At 48.3% G+C, this 20,878-nt stretch carries 20 protein-coding genes and 1 riboswitch; of the genes, 14 read left to right on the top strand and 6 right to left on the bottom strand.

Annotated features, from left to right (window positions below; translation table 11 throughout):
• Positions 1-42 precede the first annotated feature (42 nt).
• The 5 genes from FB479_RS14350 to FB479_RS14370 all read right to left on the bottom strand — a co-directional run bounded on the left by FB479_RS14350 (position 43) and on the right by FB479_RS14370 (position 3,480).
• The gene (locus FB479_RS14350; protein ID WP_142065762.1) at positions 43-336 is read right to left on the bottom strand and encodes a YxcD family protein; all 294 of its coding nucleotides are present in this window, start codon (positions 334-336) and stop codon (positions 43-45) included.
• A complete protein-coding gene (locus FB479_RS14355; RefSeq protein ID WP_106654966.1) occupies positions 324-758 on the bottom strand; it encodes a hypothetical protein in 435 nt (144 codons plus the stop codon). Before FB479_RS14355 ends, FB479_RS14350 begins: the two co-directional genes overlap by 13 nt.
• A 149-nt stretch (positions 759-907) precedes the next feature.
• Positions 908-1,570 (bottom strand): methionine ABC transporter permease, encoded by a 663-nt coding sequence (locus FB479_RS14360; RefSeq protein WP_017246619.1) that lies wholly within the window; start codon positions 1,568-1,570, stop codon positions 908-910.
• Positions 1,570-2,607 (bottom strand): methionine ABC transporter ATP-binding protein, encoded by a 1,038-nt coding sequence (locus tag FB479_RS14365; RefSeq protein ID WP_106654965.1) that lies wholly within the window; start codon positions 2,605-2,607, stop codon positions 1,570-1,572. Before FB479_RS14365 ends, FB479_RS14360 begins: the two co-directional genes overlap by 1 nt.
• 42 nt (positions 2,608-2,649) lie before the next feature.
• On the bottom strand, positions 2,650-3,480 hold the full coding sequence (locus tag FB479_RS14370) for a MetQ/NlpA family ABC transporter substrate-binding protein (RefSeq protein WP_106654964.1): 831 nt from the start codon (positions 3,478-3,480) through the stop codon (positions 2,650-2,652).
• Between the two features lie 101 nt (positions 3,481-3,581).
• Positions 3,582-3,684, bottom strand: a riboswitch (SAM riboswitch).
• 220 nt (positions 3,685-3,904) lie between these two features.
• Here FB479_RS14370 and FB479_RS14375 point away from each other — a divergent pair.
• From FB479_RS14375 to fumC, 11 genes are all read left to right on the top strand, one after another.
• Complete coding sequence (locus FB479_RS14375) at positions 3,905-4,261, top strand: Na-translocating system protein MpsC family protein (RefSeq protein ID WP_173610495.1); 357 nt, start codon at positions 3,905-3,907, stop codon at positions 4,259-4,261.
• Between the two features lie 197 nt (positions 4,262-4,458).
• Positions 4,459-5,532, top strand: coding sequence for an ABC transporter substrate-binding protein (locus FB479_RS14380; RefSeq protein ID WP_142065763.1), 1,074 nt, complete (start codon positions 4,459-4,461; stop codon positions 5,530-5,532).
• A gap of 80 nt (positions 5,533-5,612) precedes the next feature.
• Complete coding sequence (locus FB479_RS14385; protein WP_142065764.1) at positions 5,613-6,545, top strand: nucleoside hydrolase; 933 nt, start codon at positions 5,613-5,615, stop codon at positions 6,543-6,545.
• A gap of 26 nt (positions 6,546-6,571) precedes the next feature.
• Entirely contained in the window at positions 6,572-7,393 is an 822-nt protein-coding gene (locus FB479_RS14390) for an ABC transporter permease (RefSeq protein ID WP_106654960.1), read from the top strand.
• 5 nt (positions 7,394-7,398) lie between these two features.
• Positions 7,399-8,187: an ABC transporter permease gene (locus FB479_RS14395; protein ID WP_106654959.1), complete on the top strand. Its 789-nt coding sequence runs from the start codon at positions 7,399-7,401 to the stop codon at positions 8,185-8,187.
• A gap of 15 nt (positions 8,188-8,202) precedes the next feature.
• Positions 8,203-9,264 (top strand): ABC transporter ATP-binding protein, encoded by a 1,062-nt coding sequence (locus FB479_RS14400; protein ID WP_106654958.1) that lies wholly within the window; start codon positions 8,203-8,205, stop codon positions 9,262-9,264.
• Positions 9,265-9,282: 18 nt separating this feature from the next.
• The gene (locus tag FB479_RS14405; RefSeq protein ID WP_142065765.1) at positions 9,283-10,992 is read left to right on the top strand and encodes an adenine deaminase; all 1,710 of its coding nucleotides are present in this window, start codon (positions 9,283-9,285) and stop codon (positions 10,990-10,992) included.
• 237 nt (positions 10,993-11,229) lie between these two features.
• Entirely contained in the window at positions 11,230-12,714 is a 1,485-nt protein-coding gene (locus FB479_RS14410; protein WP_142065766.1) for a lytic polysaccharide monooxygenase, read from the top strand.
• Between the two features lie 169 nt (positions 12,715-12,883).
• Positions 12,884-14,239, top strand: a complete 1,356-nt coding sequence (locus FB479_RS14415; protein ID WP_142065767.1) for an MATE family efflux transporter — start codon at positions 12,884-12,886, stop codon at positions 14,237-14,239.
• A 173-nt stretch (positions 14,240-14,412) separates the two neighbouring features.
• The gene (locus FB479_RS14420) at positions 14,413-15,090 is read left to right on the top strand and encodes an MgtC/SapB family protein (RefSeq protein ID WP_115984399.1); all 678 of its coding nucleotides are present in this window, start codon (positions 14,413-14,415) and stop codon (positions 15,088-15,090) included.
• A gap of 548 nt (positions 15,091-15,638) precedes the next feature.
• Positions 15,639-17,027, top strand: a complete 1,389-nt coding sequence (gene fumC, locus FB479_RS14425; RefSeq protein ID WP_106654952.1) for a class II fumarate hydratase — start codon at positions 15,639-15,641, stop codon at positions 17,025-17,027.
• A 63-nt stretch (positions 17,028-17,090) separates the two neighbouring features.
• Here fumC and FB479_RS14430 read toward each other — a convergent pair whose 3' ends face one another.
• Positions 17,091-17,858, bottom strand: coding sequence for an SDR family oxidoreductase (locus FB479_RS14430; protein ID WP_106654951.1), 768 nt, complete (start codon positions 17,856-17,858; stop codon positions 17,091-17,093).
• A 199-nt stretch (positions 17,859-18,057) separates the two neighbouring features.
• Here FB479_RS14430 and FB479_RS14435 point away from each other — a divergent pair, with 199 nt between their 5' ends.
• The 3 genes from FB479_RS14435 (at position 18,058) to FB479_RS14445 (ending at position 20,595) form a co-directional block, all read left to right on the top strand.
• Positions 18,058-18,747, top strand: a complete 690-nt coding sequence (locus FB479_RS14435) for a response regulator transcription factor (protein WP_221629577.1) — start codon at positions 18,058-18,060, stop codon at positions 18,745-18,747.
• On the top strand, positions 18,737-19,846 hold the full coding sequence (locus tag FB479_RS14440) for a sensor histidine kinase (RefSeq protein ID WP_142065769.1): 1,110 nt from the start codon (positions 18,737-18,739) through the stop codon (positions 19,844-19,846). Before FB479_RS14435 ends, FB479_RS14440 begins: the two co-directional genes overlap by 11 nt.
• Before the next feature lie 203 nt (positions 19,847-20,049).
• A complete protein-coding gene (locus FB479_RS14445) occupies positions 20,050-20,595 on the top strand; it encodes a VanZ family protein (protein ID WP_142065770.1) in 546 nt (181 codons plus the stop codon).
• The last annotated feature ends 283 nt before the right edge of the window (positions 20,596-20,878 follow it).

Below are 20,878 nucleotides of genomic sequence, written 5' to 3' on the forward strand. Positions count from 1 at the left end.
CGTGAACAAATTGGCCTTGGGTTAACAAATGATTATCCTGTTTTAGTAGGTGATATGAGCGATGATCCCTTGTTCGTCGTCCAATACCAGCTCGATACCGGCGGAGTAAGGGTTGCGCTGCATCTGGGTCTCCAGGTAGTAGCGAATCGCTTCAATCATATTAATCTCGACGAAGATTTGTTGGCGATCCATCCAGTGTATTTCAGCAGAGAAGCCATACTCCTCGTCCCACATCAACTCGACGGAGATGTCTTGCGGCTTCAACTGCTTTTTGTAGGCTGCGTGAATGCAGATCGCATTAATGATATCTTGTTCAGAAAATGTTATCTTTTCCATGCGTTCAGTTCCTGTTCCTTCTCACGCTTGGTTTTGAAGTAGACGATCACTTTGCGGATCAGGATAATCACAGCGAGGATCGCCATCAGGTTGATCATGAAGCCAAGGATGGACCCCAGAATACCCATGTCAGCGAACAGGGTTCCAAACAGCAAACCAGCCAGACCACCAATCATGAGACCTTTCATGAATCCGCCGCTTTTGCTTGCTGTAGCAGCAGGAGTTGTGGTCGTACCTTTATTTGTTGAAGCATTTACGTTCGTATCGGCTTTGTTAGGCGTTTGCGTGTTCGTAGGAGCCGTATTAGAATTGAACGATTTTTTCCCGGACTTATAGCCTTTCGCGTCGGCGTGATCAATGAAACCTCCGGCTGGAGCGAGTACGAGCATTACGGCAACCAACATCATGATGAGTTTTTTCATGTTATTTGAGTAGCCCCTCTCATTTAAATGACTTCTATATATAAGTCTACATGAATATCGGGCGAAATTCCAACGAACTTTCAGTGACGATCGGTCTAAATACCTACAAAAAAGCCCCTGACGAGCAATCTGGTCAGGGGTTCTACGATTTACGCGCTCTTTTTCAGTTTTCGAGCTGCCCAGTTGCCCAACGATTGAATGAGCTGGACTAAGACGACGAGAATGACGACAGTAATGATCATGACTTCGATGTCCCATTGCTGGTAGCCGTAACGCAAGGCGAGATCACCCAGTCCGCCGGCACCGACTGCGCCAGCCATAGCAGTAGCACCGATCAAACCGATGGTAGCGATGGTCAGGCAGAGGACGATGCCAGGCCGTGCTTCACGCAGCATGATGCGAAAAATAATTTGCGTCCGGGATGCGCCCATCGCCTGGTACGCTTCGATAACGCCGCGATCTACGTCATGCAGGGCCGTTTCCATCAGGCGTGAGATGTAAGGCGATGTATAGACGATGAGCGGCACAATGGCTCCTTCAATCCCAATCGAAGTGCCCACGATCAACTCCGTAAAAGGAATGATCGCAACCATCAGGATAATAAAAGGCAACGAACGCACAATGTTGATGATTGTATTCAGGGTGTGATAGATGATTTTGTTCGGAAAAAGGTGATTCGCCTGTGTGATGACCAGCAAAATCCCGAGCGGAATCCCGATCAGTGTCGCAATGAACAACGAAAACCCGACCATGATGACAGTCTCTTGCAGGGATTGCCCGAATACCGGAATCATTTCAATCAAGCGCTCCATTAGCTCCGCACCTCCTCTGGTGACACAATATCTACGCGGTAGACGGATTCGCGCAAGAAGCGAATGCCATCCTGAATGGCCTGGTCTTCACCGGAAATGTGCAAAAGCAAAATGCCGAGAGCCGTTCCCTTAATGGTCGTAATCGAGCCGTACAACAAATTGGTGCTAATCGGAAAACGTGCAGACAGTGTTCCTAGGACAGGATCGAGAGCGGCATCGCCTCGAAAAGCAACGCGGACAATTTTGGAGACAGGTCCAGTTTCTTTTATCTTGGACAAAATCTCCTGTGGTACCTGATCGTCGAAAACCGTTTTGATAAAATTACGGGTCGTTTGCTCTTGCGGATTGCTGAAAACATCCAGAACAGAGCCTTGCTCGATGACGACGCCGTTTTCCATGATGGCTACCTGGTCGCAGATTTTCTTGATGACCTGCATTTCATGTGTAATCAGCACGATGGTCAGGTTGAACTTTCGATTGATGTCGAGCAACAGCTCCAGAATCGATTCGGTTGTCTGCGGGTCGAGAGCGGAAGTCGCTTCGTCACAGAGCAGGATTTCCGGATCAGTCGCAAGCGCACGAGCGATGCCCACCCGTTGCTTTTGTCCACCGGATAGCTGAGAAGGATAAGCGTTTGCTTTATCAGACAAGCCAACCAAGCCGAGAAGGTCTTCTACCTTGCGCTTAATGACATCTTTGGGGACGCGATTCATCCGCAAGATTTCCGCCACATTGTCAAAGACATTATAGGAAGAGAGCAGGTTGAAGTGTTGAAAAATAATCCCGATCTTTTTGCGAGCTTGCCGCAGTTCTTTTTCCTTGAGGGACAGCATGTTCTGACCATTGACGATCACAGAACCGCTGGTCGGCTTCTCCAACAGGTTGATGGTACGGAGCAGGGTGCTTTTCCCCGCTCCGCTAAAGCCGATAACTCCGTAGATTTGCCCTTTTTCCACCTGCAGGGATACGCCCTTCAATGCTTCTACCTGCTTGTTTCCTACTTGATACGACTTATGAATATCGGTTAGCTGTATCATAACGAGTTCTCCTTGTTGTTCTTGATGTTCCTGGCGTCGATCTTACCAGGACGGCAGTACAGCTCCTTCAAAACGTTCGTCGATGAATTTTTTCACTTCTTCCGAACGGTAGATGTCGACCAGCTTTTTGACAGCTGGGTTGTCTTTATTGGTTTCGTTGGCTGCCAAGATATTCACGTATGGAGAGTCAGCCGTCTCGGCGAAGATCGCATCTTTTTTCGGGGAGTAGCCAGCTTCCATCGCGAAGTTCGTATTAATCGAAGCGACCTCTACGTTCTTCAGCGAGCGTGCCAGGAAAGCAGCCTCCAGCTCTTTGAATTGCAAATTTTTTGGATTTTCTATGATGTCCAGTGGTGTTGCGTTGTCGCCCACGCCATCTTTGAGTTTAATCAAGCCAGCTGCCTGATAGAGCAAGAGGGCGCGTGCTCGGTTGGTCGGGTCGTTTTGAATGCCGACAACGCCGCCTGCCGGGATGTCCTCGACTTTTTTATGCTTGGTGGAGTATAGGCCCATTGGGTACGTGACGGTTTTTCCGACCTCGACGATTTTTGTTTTGTGATCTTGATTGAATTTCGCCAAGAACGGGATGGTTTGGAAGCTGTTTACATCGAGATTTCCTTTATCGAGCGCTTGGTTCGGCTGTACGTAATCATTGAAAACGACGACTTCGACGTCGAGTCCTTTGCCTTTGGCGACTTCTTTTACTTTGTTGAGAATCTCTTCGTGCGGGCCGCCAGTGACGCCCACTTTCAGTGAGGTTTGTTCAGCAGCAGTGCCGCCGTTAGCAGGCGCAGCTTCTTGTTTACCGCCGCAAGCCGTTACGAGCGATGCAGCGAGCAGTAGTGTAGTGAGCAGTAGACCAGTCTTTTTCATGAAAATACCCCTTTTCTCTGGATGTAAGATGGAATAGAAAAAGCCTCTTCCGACAGAAGAGGCGAAAACTGCGAGTATGTATCCACACTGCAACAATACCTCTCTTATCTGTCGGAATAAATTCCGCTGGATTTGGCACCGTATCGTTTGTGATAGGTTGCCGAGGTGTCATAGGGCCAGTCCCTCAACCTCTCTTCATAAGAGAATGTGCTATGAAATTATCATTCCAAACATTGTTGTTAATTCTTATTTGGATAGTTGGATTATAACGACTGATTTTTTCGATGTCAACTGTTTTTGCAAACGAATGACTTGGTGGAAAAATGTGAAATTGATCTAAATACGAATATTCTATTGAAGAATTAAGAAATCATTTGTATAATGAGAGCGAATGAACCCGATACCAGCTATCGCAGGTGATGACATGACTCTAGTGGACTCCAATGAAACCAGAAAAAAGCTGTCTGCCATCTATAATGAGATAGCAAAAGAGTTGTTCGGATTTGGAACGACTTTGCTCCGAGTCACGATTGAAAATCAGATGATTACGTTCCAAGCCAAGCATCGCCGCTCTCCGCGCTCACAAGCGTTGGAAGGAGAAGCGCCGGCCCTCAAGCTCGAAGTCGATTTTCGCATGTCTCTTCTTTATAAGAAGAAACTGAGAGAACGACTGGAAGAAGAGATGGGGTTGCCGTTGGAAGCTGTGCTGCGGGACTATGATGCGCCTACGCAGTGGGCAATCACGAATGTTATTTTAGCTGAATCAGAACTGAATACCTGACGCAATCGTTCGGATTTTCTCTTTTGATCTATCTTAAGGGGAGACCGTAGACTTTGCGTAAAAACGGGTGTCACTTCTCTTTGTTTACGAAGAAAAGTGCTCTTGTTTAGAATGATACGTTCTAATCAAGGGTACTTTTCTTTTTATTGTCACACCATATTTTGTCATCAAATGAACCCAACTGGAGGAGAATTACGATGAAAAAATTACTTGCTGGAATCCTGTCTTTTTCTATGATGTCACTGGCTCTCGCTGGCTGTGGCAGCAATGATCAACCACAAGCGGGAGGGGCTGGCGGCGAAGCCAAGGGCGAACCACAAAAGCTGGTCATCTCCACATGGGGCTTCTCCGAAGACTTTTTCCGCAAAGAAGTATATGAGCCGTTTGAAAAAGAACATAACGTGAAAATCGTGCTGGAAATCGGAAACAACGCAGAGCGTCTGAACAAAATTCGCCAAGGCAGCTCCGATGTAGACTTGATCTACCTCTCCGACTACTATGCACAGCAAGGAATTGAGAGTGGTGCATTTGAAAAAATCGACCGCAGCCGCATCACGAATCTGGATCAAATCTATGATATTGCCAAAGCACCACTGGGCGAGGAGTACGGTCCAGCTTATACGATTGGCCAATTCGGGATTGCTTACAATCCAAAGCTCGTGAAAACCGAGATCAAGGATTGGAAAGACCTGTGGAACCCAGAGCTGGCGGGCAAGCTGACACTGCCAAGCATTACGTCTACGACAGGCCCAATGGTTCTCGACAGTGCATCCCAGGTAGCGGGCAGCAAGGAATTTAACGAGGATCAAGCCTTCGCGAAAATGAAAGAAGTCAACCAAGGTGTAGTGAAGTTCTACGACAAGACCTCCGAATACGTGAACATGTTTGGTCAAGAAGAAATCGGCGTAGGACCGATCATGGAAATGTACTTTAAAGATATCAAAGCAGCTGTGCCAGAAGCGGTGTTCGTAGCACCTGCAAGCGGCGGATATGCGGTCATGAATACAGTTAACATCGTAAAAGGCTCGAAAAACAAAGCACTCGCAGAAGACTTTATCAACTACCAGCTGAGCAAGGAAGTTCAGGAGAAAACAGCAAAAGCGAAAATCGATTCCCCTGTAAACAAGACGGTTCAACTGTCAGAAGAAGAAGCAAAAGGCGTAACGTACGGCGAAGAAACTGTAAGCAAGCTGCAAATGCTGGACATGAAATTCGTTAACGAGCACTCCAAAGCATGGATTGACCGTTGGAATCGTGAAATCACGCAATAACGAACGATAGAAAAACAGAGGCGAGGGTATAGACATTTACGGATATACCCTCGTTTTCTTGAGGAAGAGGAGGACCACTCGTGAAGCAAAAGATCATTCTTGATGTGGATACGGGCATTGATGATGCGCTGGGCATTATTCTCGCTGTGAAGAGCGGGCAATTGGATCTGGTTGGCATTACGACGGTGAATGGCAACGTGTCGTTGCGAAAAGCCACAGAAAACACGTGCAAAATTCTCGATTTCTTGCAAGTCGGCGAGCAAATCCCTGTCGTCTGTGGAGCATCTGAACCGCTGCTGCGACCGTTGTTTTTCGAGCACGCCGTACATGGTGAGGATGGCTTGGGAGGTGCGCTTGCCGGAGTTCCGATTTACAAGGAACCGACTGCTGGCTTTGCTCCTGATTTTATCGTGGAAAACGTGCTCGCTCATTCCGGCGAGATTACGCTCATCATGACGGGGCCGCTGACCAATTTGGCGCTGGCGGTGAAAAAATGCCCGGAGCTTGTCCAACACGTCAAGGAAGTCATTTTCATGGGTGGAGTGGTTCGTGAGCACGGCAATGTAACACCAGTTGCGGAGTACAACATGTACGTCGATCCGGAGGCAGCCAAGGTTGTGTTTCATGCCGGATTCCCGCAATTGACGCTGGTTGGACTGGATGTGACGCGAAGAGTGCTGTTGAACGAGGGGCATATTCGCGAGCTGGGAGATACACCGATGGGCGAGTACGTAAGACAGAGTACGTCTGATTACCTCCATCGCTATTTCGGGCGAAATGGCATCTATGCGTGCGCCATGCATGATCCATTGGCTGTCGCAGTCGCACTCGATCCGAAGCTGGTGACAACGCAAAAGCTGTATGTGGATATCGAAACGAGAAGTGAGCTGTGTGATGGGCAAACGGTTTGCGACTTTCAAAACCGCCTGAAAAAAGAACCGAACATAAACGTCTGTCTGGACGTAGATGCAGATGCGTTCTTTGCGCGTTTTCTCGGCGCATTGAAAGCCTGACGATACCGTGAACAGGAGTTAATCAGATGAGAAAAACGGGTCTTTATTTATTGCTGTTGCCAGGTGTGCTGTTTTTGACGCTGTTCATGGTCATTCCGATCGTGATGACGATTGCGTCCACCTTTTATCAAGAGGGTAGCTTTACGATCCAAGGCTATCTCCAATTTCTTACCGACGCGTACTTCCTGAAAATTATGCTGACGACGCTTCAGGTCAGTCTGGTCACGACGATTGCATGTGTTCTGATTGGTTTTCCTGCCGCGTACTACATTTCCAAGCTCAGCCCACGCAAAAAGGGCATCCTGCTGGCATTGGCGATTTTTCCTTTGCTGACCAGCTCTGTCGTGCGGTCGTTCTCTTGGATGATTATTCTCGGAAAAAAGGGCTTATTGAACAGCTCGTTGCTTGCAATCGGGCTCATCGATAAGCCGTTGGAAATATTGTATACGCCGACTGCGATGATGATTGGTTTGATTCATCTGTTCCTGCCGCTGATCATTATTACGCTGGTAGGGGTGATGGAAAACATCGACCCGGATTTGCTGAAGGCGGCGGAAAGCTTGGGTGCTTCCAAGTTGACGGCCTTCTGGAAGGTCATTGTGCCACTTAGTGTACCGGGACTCATCATTGGTAGCATTCTGGTGTTTGTCGGAAGCTTGACCGCCTACACCACGCCTGCCCTGCTAGGTGGAAAACAGCGGGTCATCTCCACGTTTCTGTATCAAAATGCGATTACGCTTAATGACTGGCATTTGGCATCTGTCATTGCCACAATCATGATTGTCATTACATTTGTCGTCATCTATTTCATGAACAAGCTGGCGACGAAATTAAATCCGAAGGGGTAGAAGCTATGCAGGAGAAAAATCGCGGGTTGGCCCTGTTTACCTCTCTCGTCTTTCTGTTTTTGCTAGGGCCGCTCATTATCATTTCTTTTACGTCGTTTGAGCCGGGGAGCGTCTTGAAGTTTCCGCCGGAGGGCTTTTCCTGGCGGTGGTACGAAAACATTTTTGAGGTAGAGATGTTCATGACGACGTTCAAGACGTCGATGTTCGTTTCCTTGCTAGGGAATCTATTGGCGCTCTTGTTGGGGATTCCGGCTGCCTATGCGCTCAGTCGCTTTGATTTTCGGGGCAAAGGCATCCTGAATGGCATTTTCATCTCACCTGTCCTGATTCCTGGCATCGTGATGGGTTTTGCCATGCTGAAATACGTCATCGTCGTGTACGAGTTGCCGATCTATGCGGGACTTCTCGTCGGTCATACGGTGCTGATGCTTCCATTTATCATTCGCGTCATTGCATCTTCCTTGTCCAACTTTGACTTCGCCATTGAAGAAGCGGCTTTAAGCCTTGGGGCAGGTCGTCTCGAAACCTTTTTCAAAGTCGTCTTGCCAAATATTCGCTCCGGAATTATTGCTGCGATTCTGATCGCTTTTCTGGAGTCGTTCAACAACGTAGATATCTCTGTTTTCATGACGGGACCAGGGGTAAGCACGCTGCCGATCCAGATGTTGACGTACGTAGAAAACAACTTCGATCCGACGATCGCCGCGATTTCCGTGCTGCTCATGATTCTTACGGCTATTCTCATGTTCATCATTGAACGTCTGATGGGGCTTTCCTACTTTACAAAACGATAACGGAGGCATCAACTCATGGCATTGCTCACGCTGGAAAACGTATCGGTTGCCTATGACAATCAATATATTTTGCAAAACTTCAATCTCAATATCGAAAAAGGACAGCTCATCTCTTTGCTCGGTCCGAGCGGTTGCGGAAAGACGACGACACTGCGTTTGATTGCGGGTTTTCTGGAAGCAAAAGATGGAAGGTTCATGTTTGAAGGAAAAGATTATACGCGCGTTCCGGTCAACAAACGCAACTTCGGGTTTGTGTTCCAGAGCTATGCGCTGTTTCCGCACCTTTCTGTTTTCGATAACGTGGCGTTCGGTTTGCGCCTGCGCAAGGTCAATGAAACAGAGGTAAAGACTCGGGTGCAGCAAATTCTCGAAGTCGTGAGTCTCGGCGGCTACGAAAAGCGTTTCCCGAAGGAGCTGTCCGGTGGTCAAAGACAGCGCGTGGCGATTGCCCGGGCACTGGTGATTCAGCCTGACCTGCTGCTGTTCGATGAGCCGCTCAGTAACCTCGATGCCAACCTGCGGATCAACATGCGCGTAGAAATCCGTCGCATTCAGCAGGAGCTGGGAATTACGACTGTGTACGTATCGCATGACCAGGAGGAGTGCTTCTCCATCTCGGATCAGGTGGCGATCATGAACAAGGGTGTGATCGAGCAGCTCGACGATCCAGCCACGATTTTCAAATATCCGAAGACGGAGTTCATCGCCCGCTTTATCGGTTTTACCAACTTCATCGACTTCGCAGAGCGCACCGAGCAGAACGGAGAAATCGGCTTGCGTGTTGGGGACCATGATTTTACCGCGTCCAAAAATCCAGGTACGGCGAATCCGTCCGGCAAAAAATGCGCAATGCGACCAGATGACCTCCTCGTGACGACAGAAGAGAGTGCTGAGGCGGGAATGAACCGTCTGCGCGGAACGGTAAAGGTAAGCACGTTTTTGGGACGCAGCTATCAATATGTCGTGGAAACAGAGTTGGGTGACTTCACGGTCAATCAAGAGATGGAGACACCGTACAAGACTGGCCTGAACGTCAATCTGCTGTTTCCAAAAGACAAAGTGGTACTCGTGGACTAAAGACAGGAGGTTATTTTCGTGAAGGTCGATTTGTTGATTCAAGACGTCCAAGTGTTTAACAGCTATTTTAAAAAGTTCATCAAAGGAAATGTCGCTGTACTGGATGGACGCTTCTTCTATATCGGTGAGCGGGGTACGGAAACATTTGAAGCTGCCGAGATCGTGGCCGGACAAGGCCGCTACATGATTCCTGGTCTGGTCGATATTCACTTGCATATTGAGAGCACGATGGTGACACCGGAGACGTTTTCCTTTGGCTTGATTCAAAACGGAGTGACGACGATCGTACCGGAGCCGCATGAGATGGCCAATGTGTTCGGAATCGAAGGGATCAAAGAGATGATTCGTGCGAGCCGTGATTGTGTCGTTGATATGCTGTACGCGATCCCGAGCTCCGTACCAGCTACCTCGATGGAAACGACAGGTGGGTCTGTCGAGATTGCAGACATGGACGAGCTCTTGCGTTCTGAAGAGATCATTTGCCTCGGCGAAATCATGAATTATGTAGACATCATCAAGGACCCTGACTGCAAGACGAATCGCATCCTGGAGCATATCCGCAAAACGTATTCAAAGCTCGTTATCGAGGGGCATGTCCCGAAGCTGCTCGATTTGGACCTGCATCGCGTCATTTATGCGGGGGTGGACTCCGATCATACGCACCAGACGCGTGAGGGCATGGAAGCGAGAATTGCAGCGGGCATGTTTCTGGAGATTCAAGAAAAATCGATGACGGATGAAGTCATGGACTATTTGATCAAGGAAGATGTTTCTGAGCATTTTTGTTTCGTGACGGATGATGTGATGACCGACTCCTTGGTCAATCGTGGACATTTGAACCATATCGTGAAAAAAGCCATGCAAATGGGCATGCAACCAGAGCGCGCAATATACGCAAGTACATTTACCCCAGCCAGACGTATGAACATGACGGATCGAGGGGCGATTGCTCCTGGCAAAATAGCGGACTTCCTGTTGCTGTCTGATCTGCATGAACTCAAGATCGAACGCGTCTACAAAAATGGGAAGAAAGCTTACGACGTCAAGGAAGAGTACCGACAAGTAGTCAAAGAGAAGCAGTTTCCTGCGCATTTTTATGAGAGCATCAAGCTATCGCCGCTTACAGAGCAAGACTTCCGCGTCACAGTAGATGTGCCAGACAATCGCTATCCATGTCGGGTCATGCTCGTGCAAAACGGTTCTACTTTTACAGAGGATCACCGTGGAATCGCTGAGGTGCGGGAAGGACAACTTTTGTGGGAGGAGAGCCCGTACGGCTTGATCGCCGTCTTTGAACGCTATGGTAAAAACGGCAATCGCGGTTACGGCTTGATCAGCGGCGATACGATCAAGCGAGGGGCGGTAGCCACCAGCTATTCGCATGACAACCACAATCTTTTGGTTGTCGGACACAATCCGCACGATATGATGGTCGCAGCCAATGAAGTCATCCGTAACCAGGGCGGCTTTTACGTGGTCGAGGATGGCAAGGTGATCGCGAGCCTTCATTTGCCAGTCGGAGGCATTTTGACAGAAGAACCATTGGAAAAAACCGCAAAGGAAGTCGAGCAACTTCGTCGTGCTATGGAGTCGCTCGGTTACGATCACTACAACCCGATTATGTCGATCAGCACGCATTCCTTACCGGTCAGTCCAGCCTTGAAGCTGACGGATCTGGGGTTGATCGATGTAAATGATGGGAAAATCGTTCCGTTGCTCTTGATGTGATAAAAGTTGCTTGCTGAGAATATTATTTTCGGCAGGCAATTTTTTTTGATCAAAAAGTCCCGAAAGAAACATATAAATTTTTATGCATAGGTATACACTCCCGAATCATCTCCCTATTTTCTGACTGGAATTCGGGTATTTGGTAGGTTTTGGTTTAGGTATTCAGAATCTGTAATACTGGAAAAATTTTCTGTAACATGGTATTCGATCCTAATCCAGAAAAGAGGAGATAGATAAATGGATAATGTAGGGTTGAGAAACAAACTGTGCAGTAAAGGGCTGTCGCTTTTGTTCATGCTGGCAATGATGCTGGTGGCGGGCGCAGCTACTCTCGTGTTCGCTGAGAAAGCCTCGGCTCACGGGTACATCGAATCGCCAGCGAGTCGCTCTTACTTGTGTAAGACGGGGCAAAACACAGGCTGCGGTCAAATCCAGTGGGAACCGCAAAGCGTGGAGGGCATTGGAGGGTTCCCGCAATCGGGTCCTGCTGATGGTGAATTTACCGGTGCAGGCCGCTATCCTGAGCTTTACGCACAAACAGTAGATCGCTGGACCAAGGTTACCTTGCAGGGTGGACAAAATGCGTTTACTTGGAATCTAACAGCCCCGCATAGCACAGCGGAGTGGAAATATTACATCACGAAAAAAGATTGGAATCCTAACAAGCCGCTTGCCAGAGCGGATCTGGAACTGTTCTGCTCGTTCCAGGACGGAGGGAAAAGACCGCCATTCACGGTAACGCATTCGTGCAATGTACCGACAGATCGCAGCGGTTACCACATTATTTTGGCTGTTTGGGAAATTGCAGATACAGGCATGGCGTTTTATCAGGCGATTGACGTGAATTTGATTAACACGGGAACAGGAGTCGTAGAACAGCCTACCGTTCCAGGCAATGTAACTTCTGTGTCGCAAACAGCTACAAGCATTGAGCTAAGCTGGACAAAATCCGTGGCATCTGAGGGAATCAAGCAATACGATGTGTATCGCGATGGTAAATTAATCGCATCAACGAAAGAAACAGCTTACACGGACAAAGATTTGACGCCTGCTACGGCTTACAGCTACACCGTTGTGGCGGTCGATGGAAAAGGGAAAGAGTCTAACGCGAGCAAAGCACTTACCGTTCGCACAAAAGCTGAAGATATCGTGGATACAGAAGCACCGACGGCACCAGCAGGAATCATGACTCACCATCCAACAGAGACAGAAATCGACCTCATGTGGAGTCCTTCCCGTGACAATGTCGGCGTAGTGAAATACGAGGTGTACCGTGACGGTTCCCGTGTAGGGTCAGTCGAGCAGCCTTCCTTTGTTGATAAAGGATTAACAGCAGGAACATCTTATACGTATACGATCAAGGCAGTTGATGCGGCAGGTAATATTTCCGAAGAGAGCGCACCTTTTGCTGCAAGCACAACGGAGAAAAAGCCTGAAGTACCAGGTGAAATCGCCGAGTGGGATTCCTCTGCTGTGTATGTACAGGGAGACCGTGTCTTGTATGATGGACTGGAATTCGTAGCAAAATGGTGGGTAACTGGTGAACAGCCAGACCGTTCCGATGCGTGGAAACTGGTAGGCGATGTCGTACTGTCGTGGGATTCCGGCAAAGCGTATGATGGCGGAGCGCAAGTGAACTACGAAGACAAGGTTTATGAGGCAAAATGGTGGACCAAGGGCGAAGAGCCAGGGAAAGCCGATGTATGGAAGCTGGTTGAATAATGTTGCAAAGCCCGGGTGATCTCCCTGGGCTTTTGTTTGTCTAAATGCACCCAGTATTTTGCTGATTCCTACTTGTTTTGATATACTTATAATTTGAACGATAAACAGTCTCCTGCTACATTGATCCGGGATTGTTTGCCCATTTTATAAGGTTAGAAGGAAATGAAAAATGAACGAAACCTATTCGCTAAAAGAAAAATGGCGACAGTTTTTGGCTGTATTGCTTCCGATTTTGATATCACAACTGGCGCTATTTTCGATGACGTTCGCCGATACCATCATGTCTGGACATGCCAGTCCGACAGATTTGGCGGGTGTAGCGATTGGGGCTAGTCTGTGGACTCCGGTTCAAGCAGGCTTGACGGGGATTCTGATGGCTGTCATGCCGATGGTTGCCCAGATGGTAGGGGCAGGAAAACGAGAGCAGGTTCCTTACACGGTTATGCAAGCCTTGTATTTGAGTGTGGGGATTGCGGTCGGTGTCATCATCATCGGTGGTTTGGTGCTTGATCCGATCCTGAACTGGATGCAACTGGAGCCTGAGGTGCGCACGATTGCTCGCGGCTTCCTGCATGCAATCGCTATTGGAATTATTCCGATGTTTCTTTATACGGTGCTCCGCTGCTTTATCGACGCATTAGGACAAACACGGGTAACGATGTTCATTACCCTGCTTTCATTGCCGATTAACGTCTTCTTGAACTACGCTCTTATCTTTGGTAACTTTGGCTTGCCTCGACTGGGCGGAATCGGTGCTGGGCTTGCATCTGGCATTACGTACTGGTGTATTTTGCTGATTACGCTGTTTGTCGTGAATCGCGTACACCCATTCGTTGAGTTCGGTTTGTTCTCCCAATTTCACCGGATCTCGATGAAAGGATGGAAAGAGCTGCTGAAGCTGGGGCTTCCTATCGGATTTTCGATCTTTTGCGAGGTTAGCATTTTTGCGGCCGTCACTTTGTTCATGAGTGAGTACAGCACGATTACGATTGCGGCGCATCAGGCAGCGATGAACTTCGCATCATTCCTGTACATGGTGCCATTGAGCATATCCATGGCGTTGACGATTGTCGTGGGCTTTGAGGTGGGAGCCAAAAGGTTCCGGGACGCGAAGCAGTACAGTTATATGGGGATAGGTATCGCTCTTGGTATCGCCCTCATGTTTGGAATTAGCTTGCTGATGTTCAGTGAGCAAGTGGCTGGTTTTTATACGACCGACATCGAGGTGTTGGAGCTTGCCCAGCATTTCTTGATGTACTCGATCCTCTTCCTGATCTCTGATGCCGTTGCGGCTCCTATTCAAGGGGTGCTGCGCGGGTACAAGGATGTGACCATTACCTTTATCGTTGCGCTGATATCTTATTGGGTGATTGGCTTGCCTTTGGGATACATTCTGGCGAAATTCACTTCGCTTGCAGCATTCGGATACTGGATTGGTCTGATTACGGGATTGGCTGCCGGTGCCATCTTCCTTTTTGGACGTCTGCTGTCGTTACAGAAACGCATGATTCGCAGCCATTCATAAGGAAACAGATAAGCGGAAAATCCCTCATAAGGGGGTTTTCCGCTTTTTGCATGAACAGACAAGGGCTCGTTTACACTAGGAGCAAGACGATATATACTTTCTATCATAGGAAATGGAAGATAACCTGACATCAAGGCAGATGGGGGGAGAAACTCATGTCACTCTCGGCATTCATGACGTATGATTTTTTGCTAAAACTAGGAGTCGCATTATTTCTGGGTTTACTGATCGGAATGGATCGACAGCTCAAACACAAACCGCTTGGTGTCAAAACCAGTATGGTCATCTCGGTAGCGAGCTGTCTCATTACGATTGTCTCCATTGAATCCGTGCATCGATTCTCCATGCCCGGACACACCAATATGGACCCACTTCGACTGGCTGCTCAAATTGTGAGCGGTGTCGGTTTCCTTGGGGCCGGTGTGATTTTACGTCGGAGTAATGATGTCATTTCGGGTTTGACCACAGCATCGATGGTCTGGGCAGCTTCTGGACTTGGGATTGCAGTAGGAGCAGGATTTTATTTTGAGGCAGTAACCGCGACGATCCTCATTATTTTGGCGATTAATTTGTTCCCGATCATTCTTCGCTTGATTGGTCCGGAATCGCTCAGACAAAGAGATTTGTCGATCAAGATTGTGGTCGAAGGCGGGGGCGATTTAGATTTGGTATTCAAGCAGATTAAGCACCTCGATCTGCAAGTGAAGCGGGTCAAAGTCAAAGACTTGGATAATACGTTGCAAAAGCTGGAAATGATGATTACGGCATCGGAAAATACGTATACGACAGATATTTACAGCTTGCTGAAGGCCGTCGATCATGTCATTTCGGTAGAAGTAGAAAGCAGATAATAAGGAATACTAGAAGACGGAGGCCATGTGTGGCTTTCGTCTTTTTCATTTACAAGTGGCTGTCGTGAGGGAAGAAGCGCATTTCCAGTCTACGCTTCGGCCTCCGCCCTGCTGAGGGTGAAGACTGTCCGCTTCGGAAAAAATGGCGGGAGCGCTTCAAACGTAGATGTTTCGAGGAAGGATTCCATAGGTGAAGCTGAAATTCCCCGCCATTTTTTCCTACGCTGGGTCGGGCTCCAGAGGCGCTTGGACTGGAAAAGCGCTTCTTCTACGGGGGCTTTTTGTTTACTTCTTGAAAGGGAGCTCATGAAGTCTCCCTGGAGTTGCTTACAAAACGTTGTAAAAGCTCCTACTACACACAAGCTGTACGAAAGCACTGTCACATGTCTTCCCCCGACCACAACCGTTGGAGGACAGCATTATTCTTTCTGAAAAAACACTTCATCCCTTGCTAACAAGAATGAAAATCATTATCATTTTAGTTGAGAAGAACTGCTTCATTCCCTTTTTGACATAAGTAATACGTTCGATATTGAGGAGGATGCGAGATGGAATTCAGAATTGAAAAGGACACGATTGGAGAAATAAAGGTTCCGGCGGATAAGCTGTGGGGCGCCCAAACACAACGTAGCTTCCAAAACTTTGAGATCGGCGAAGAAAAAATGCCACTTCCATTGATTCGCATGTTTGCCATCCTGAAAAAAAGTGCTGCTCTGGCGAATCAAAAGCTGGGCAAGCTCGACAATGAAAAGGCAGAAGCGATTGTGGCGGCAGCAGATGAAGTGATCCAGGGAAAATGGGATGAGCATTTCCCATTGGTTGTCTGGCAAACTGGCAGCGGTACGCAATCCAACATGAACGTTAACGAAGTCATTGCTCATCGCGCGAACCAATTGCTTCAAGAGAAGGGCAGCTCGGCTCGCATCCACGCCAACGATGATGTGAATAAATCACAGAGCTCCAATGATACATTCCCGACAGCGATGCACATGGCTGGACTGGTCGCTATCGAGGAGCAAGTACTGCCTGCACTCCAGCTGTTAAAGGCAACGCTGAAAGAAAAAAGCGAAGCCTATATGGATATCATCAAAATCGGTCGTACGCATTTGCAGGACGCAACTCCGCTGACGCTGGGCCAAGAATTCAGCGGTTGGGTACGCATGCTGGAAAAATCCGAAAAGATGATCAAGGAGAGCAATGAGTACCTGCGTGAGCTGGCGATTGGCGGAACAGCGGTAGGAACAGGCATCAATGCGCATCCGCGCTTCGGTGAAATGGTCGCGGCAGAAATCAGCAAGGAAACCAACCATCAATTCATGACCGCAGAAAACAAGTTCCACGCGCTGACCAGCCATGACGAGCTCGTTCATGTACATGGTGCCCTGAAAGCACTGGCAGCGGATTTGATGAAAATCGCCAATGACGTGAGATGGCTGGCGAGCGGCCCGCGTTGCGGAATCGGTGAGATTATCATTCCAGCGAACGAGCCAGGCAGCTCCATCATGCCAGGCAAGGTGAATCCGACCCAAAGCGAAGCGATGACGATGGTCGTGTGCCAAGTGATGGGCAACGATGCTGCCATTGGCTTTGCTGCTAGCCAGGGGAACTTCGAGCTGAACGTGTTTAAGCCAGTGATCATCTACAATTTCCTGCAATCCGCAAGATTGTTGGCAGACGCAATGAAGTCCTTCAACGACAATTGCGCAGTAGGCATCGAGCCTGATCTGACAGTGATCAAAGAAAACCTGAACAACTCGCTGATGCTGGTGACGGCGCTGAACCCGCATATTGGCTATGAAAATGCGGCAGCCGTAGCGAAGCTGGCTCACAAAGAAGGCATCACGCTCAAGGAAGCGGCGATCAAGAGCAATTTGCTGACCGAAGAGCAATTCGATCAAGTCGTGCGCCCTGAACAAATGATTCATCCAAAAGAATAGGATCTTCATAAACAAAACCGATGGTCCCGTGTTTGTGGCCATCGGTTATTTTTTTGAGAACCATTACAGATGCGAGCCGCCACTTGCATCAATCAATTGACCGGTTACCCAACGGCTGTCCGAGGAAGCGAGGAAGGCGGCAATATCCGCTACATCATCAGGTTCTCCCCATCTATTGAAGGTGGAAAGTCCAGCGGCGTACTTCTGCCCATCCGGATTATTTTGCAACGTGCCAGCATTCATCTCGGTGTTAATAATGCCCGGCAGAATCGCGTTTACCGTAATATGACGGCTCCCCAGTTGTTTAGCCAGAGCTAGCGTCAGTGTGTTAATAGCCCCCTTCGATATACTGTAAGTGAACACACTTGGGGAAGCTGCACGAGTCACAAAGGATGAGAGATTGATGATACGCCCTTCCTCTCTTAGGCGGGGCAAAGCTTGTTGGATCATAAAAAACGGTGCTTTGACATTGATGTTCATGACCTCGTCAAACGATTCTTCGGTAGCTTCTTCCAACGTTAAGATTTGTCCGATCCCAGCATTATTGACGAGAATGTCAAAACGATGATCTCCTGTACGCTTCTGCAGTGCTTCGTCCAATGTCGCATAGAAATCGCGAATGCCGTCAAGGGTGCGCAAGTCTGCACCGATTGCGAATGCCTGGCCTCCCGTTCGTTCGATCTCCTGTACGACTGCTTCTGCTTCTTCTTGTCTTCTTCCATAGTGTACGACGACCAATGCGCCATCCTGTGCCAGACGTAATGCGATGCCACGACCAATCCCACGGCTTGCTCCGGTTACCAATGCCATTTTCCCTTTCAAATTACGCATGGTTTCATCTCCCCTGATTGAAATTCAAGTTAGTTATAACACAAGGGGATGTTTGAAATATTGCTCTCTCACTCGCTCGGTTGGTCTCCTGAACGGAATGGCGATAATGTTAGAGAACAATCAGTTGCTTTACCTTTTCTTTAACAATTCTTGATATAGTGATGCTATCTATATCTACCATGCACGAGTTCGGAGGTGTTTGTCCGTGAGGATTTTGATTGTAGATGACGACAAAGAGATTGTAGAGTTGATGGCGATATATTTGAGCAACGAAGGGTATGAGATCGAGAAGGCTTTTGACGGTCTGGAAGCGATGGAGAGGCTGGAGCAGAAGGCCATCGATCTCGTCATTCTGGATGTGATGATGCCCAATCTGGATGGGCTGGAAGTGACTAAGCGAATACGAAAAAACTCGACCATCCCCATTCTGATGGCGAGTGCCAAAACGAATGATATGGACAAAATCCTGGGCTTGATGACGGGTGCAGACGACTATGTGGCGAAGCCGTTTAATCCGCTGGAAGTGATTGCGCGGGTCAAGTCTCTCCTGAGACGGGCGAACTACACGCAGGCAAACAAACAGGATCATGTGATTGAGGCGGGGCCATTGATTATCGACAAGCAAAGTCACTTCGTTCAGACAAAAGAAGGCACCCCGATCAAGCTGACGGCATTGGAATTTTCCGTCCTGCATCTTCTGGCAAGTCATCCGAATCGGGTATTCAGCTCGGAAGAAATTTTTGACCGCTGCTGGAAAATGGAGAATTTCGTTTCCTACAAGACGGTAATGGTTCACATCAGCAATCTGAGAGAAAAGCTGGAGAAGGCGACCAATGGCGAGAAGGTGATACAGACGGTCTGGGGGGTCGGCTACAAAATTGAAGCTTAGAGCCAAGGATTTTATTCGCATCCTTTTCGATTTGCTGCTTGGCCTCATGATCATCTACGCTGTTTTTCAAATGGCTGATTTTTTTGCCAACAACTATTTGTACACCATCCCGGAAATCAGAGAGTTCATCTGGAAGTTGCGGGTCAATTTCGATATCAACTCCTTTAAAATCCCAATTATTTTGTTGGCAACCGGTATGTTTGCAGCGTGGTCCGTCGTTCGTATCCGCAAGTACTTGGAACAAAAGCAAATGGAACAAATCATTAACGAGCTGCATTTCATTGCAAAAGGCAACTATCACCACCAGATTTCCATTCGTCCGAACGGCAGCTTGGGCCAAGTCGTCGATAGCATCCATGCTCTAGTCAAAAGCGCCTTAGATGCGATGGAGGAGGAGCGGCGGCTGGAGCAATCGAAGGATGAGCTGATCACCAACGTTTCCCATGATCTGCGAACGCCGTTGACCTCCATCATTGGCTACCTTGGACTGATTGAGCAGAACAAACACCAGGGCGAGGAGAAGCTAAAGAACTACGCACATATTGCCTATGAGAAGGCCAAACAGATGAACGTGCTCGTCAATGATTTGTTTGAGTACACGAAGGTCCGCAATCGCGGAGCGTATTTGAAGCGAACGCAGTTTGACTTGGTAGAGCTGGTTGAACAAGTATCGGTCGGCTTTCGACTCGTGGCGAATGAGGCAGGGCTGCGTTTAATCGTAGATACGCCTGATCAAAAAATCGAAATGGCAGGAGATACCGACAAGCTCGTTCGCGTTTTGGAAAACCTCATTTCCAACGCCGTGAAATACGGACACGATGGTACAGAAATTATCATTCGCGTCTTCGAGCAAGGAGAAGGTGTCGCGATTTCTGTCGCCAATAACGGAGCGCCGATCCCGGCTGAATATGTGCCGAGCTTGTTTGAACGCTTTTTTCGGGTGGAGGCCTCACGTTCGAAAGAGACAGGAGGCTCGGGTCTCGGTCTCGCTATCGCCAAAAGCATCATCGATCTGCACCAAGGCAGCATTTCCGTCGAAAGCACAAACGAATGGACGACCTTTACCGTTCGGCTGCCACGTACAATCTCAAGCATTTGAGAAAAGCTTTACTTTTTCTTTACCTTTCGTTTCCGTTAATTTTAATCGAAAAGTCTATCCTGACTGCATGAAGGTTACAGCCTTTGTTTTTGCAGGTGTAGGAGGGCTTTTTTTATGAGGAAAACAACATGGGCTGTGCTCATGCTGACCATATTCGTCGGGTTGACGCTTTTACGCGAATCAGATGGAGAGAGGGTTTGACAATGGATAACGTGCAAAAAATGGAGAGACCGACAGAACTGCTTGCTATTGCTGGTTATGCAGTGTTTGCCCTCTACTTGTTTCTCGTCGTGAAGGTACTGCTGTTTAAATTCGGCAATTTAGATACCAGCTTGCTATTGGACCAGTGGAAAATCATTTGGAGCGATCCGTCTGTGATTGCGGACCGGTTGCGCCACCGAAGTAATTTGGTGCCGTTTCACGAAATCGAAAACTATGTCAAAGGCATTCGGTATAACCAAAGCTGGCATAGTGCGGTGAACTTCGTAGGAAACGTGATCGCCTTCATGCCGTTAGGCTTCTTGCTACCACTTTTGTTCCCGAAAAAAGCCGGCTCCCTGTTCAGAGTCATCCTGCTATCCCTGATGCTAAGCCTCGGTCTGGAGCTGACACAGCTCGTAATGAATGTAGGAACGTTTGATGTCGATGATTTACTCCTGAATACAGCGGGCGGTATTATTGGGTATGTGGTCTACTTGTTCATTTGGCTTCTACAGAAAAAACGATTCATCTATTCGGTAACTTCATAGGCTACTTATTAGGCACCCATGTGGTGCTTTTTGTATTGTAAGAAAAGGTATGGATGAACCAGATAAGCCGGTGAGAAGAAAAAGCACAGGGCTCGCAGACCTTGACAACGCCCACCCAGTCGGAACTTAAAAAAGGGGACCACGCTTGTCGAACACTTCTTCTTTGAGATACTTCCGCCCATAGGGTGGCTTTGGCTCGACGGTCCCCTTTTTTAAGTGGAGACGGCCAGTCAATCCCCCCATGCTGGCGTGTCAGAGTCGAAGAGAACTGTGCTTTTTCTTC

It is taken from the genome of Brevibacillus sp. AG162, assembly GCF_006715575.1.
Classification (GTDB): Bacteria; Bacillota; Bacilli; order Brevibacillales; family Brevibacillaceae; genus Brevibacillus; species Brevibacillus brevis.

What these genes read in the sequence shown, in the direction of transcription:
- FB479_RS14390 (WP_106654960.1), top strand. Translation starts at nt 6,572, where the DNA reads ATGAGAAAAACGGGTCTTTATTTATTGCTGTTGCCAGGTGTGCTGTTT.
- FB479_RS14350 (WP_142065762.1), bottom strand. Translation starts at nt 336, where the DNA reads ATGGAAAAGATAACATTTTCTGAACAAGATATCATTAATGCGATCTGC.
- FB479_RS14375 (WP_173610495.1), top strand. Translation starts at nt 3,905, where the DNA reads ATGACTCTAGTGGACTCCAATGAAACCAGAAAAAAGCTGTCTGCCATC.
- FB479_RS14420 (WP_115984399.1), top strand. Translation starts at nt 14,413, where the DNA reads ATGACGTATGATTTTTTGCTAAAACTAGGAGTCGCATTATTTCTGGGT.
- FB479_RS14415 (WP_142065767.1), top strand. Translation starts at nt 12,884, where the DNA reads ATGAACGAAACCTATTCGCTAAAAGAAAAATGGCGACAGTTTTTGGCT.
- FB479_RS14395 (WP_106654959.1), top strand. Translation starts at nt 7,399, where the DNA reads ATGCAGGAGAAAAATCGCGGGTTGGCCCTGTTTACCTCTCTCGTCTTT.
- FB479_RS14410 (WP_142065766.1), top strand. Translation starts at nt 11,230, where the DNA reads ATGGATAATGTAGGGTTGAGAAACAAACTGTGCAGTAAAGGGCTGTCG.
- FB479_RS14445 (WP_142065770.1), top strand. Translation starts at nt 20,050, where the DNA reads ATGGATAACGTGCAAAAAATGGAGAGACCGACAGAACTGCTTGCTATT.
- fumC (WP_106654952.1), top strand. Translation starts at nt 15,639, where the DNA reads ATGGAATTCAGAATTGAAAAGGACACGATTGGAGAAATAAAGGTTCCG.
- FB479_RS14360 (WP_017246619.1), bottom strand. Translation starts at nt 1,570, where the DNA reads ATGGAGCGCTTGATTGAAATGATTCCGGTATTCGGGCAATCCCTGCAA.
- FB479_RS14430 (WP_106654951.1), bottom strand. Translation starts at nt 17,858, where the DNA reads ATGCGTAATTTGAAAGGGAAAATGGCATTGGTAACCGGAGCAAGCCGT.
- FB479_RS14355 (WP_106654966.1), bottom strand. Translation starts at nt 758, where the DNA reads ATGAAAAAACTCATCATGATGTTGGTTGCCGTAATGCTCGTACTCGCT.
- FB479_RS14400 (WP_106654958.1), top strand. Translation starts at nt 8,203, where the DNA reads ATGGCATTGCTCACGCTGGAAAACGTATCGGTTGCCTATGACAATCAA.
- FB479_RS14365 (WP_106654965.1), bottom strand. Translation starts at nt 2,607, where the DNA reads ATGATACAGCTAACCGATATTCATAAGTCGTATCAAGTAGGAAACAAG.
- FB479_RS14380 (WP_142065763.1), top strand. Translation starts at nt 4,459, where the DNA reads ATGAAAAAATTACTTGCTGGAATCCTGTCTTTTTCTATGATGTCACTG.
- FB479_RS14370 (WP_106654964.1), bottom strand. Translation starts at nt 3,480, where the DNA reads ATGAAAAAGACTGGTCTACTGCTCACTACACTACTGCTCGCTGCATCG.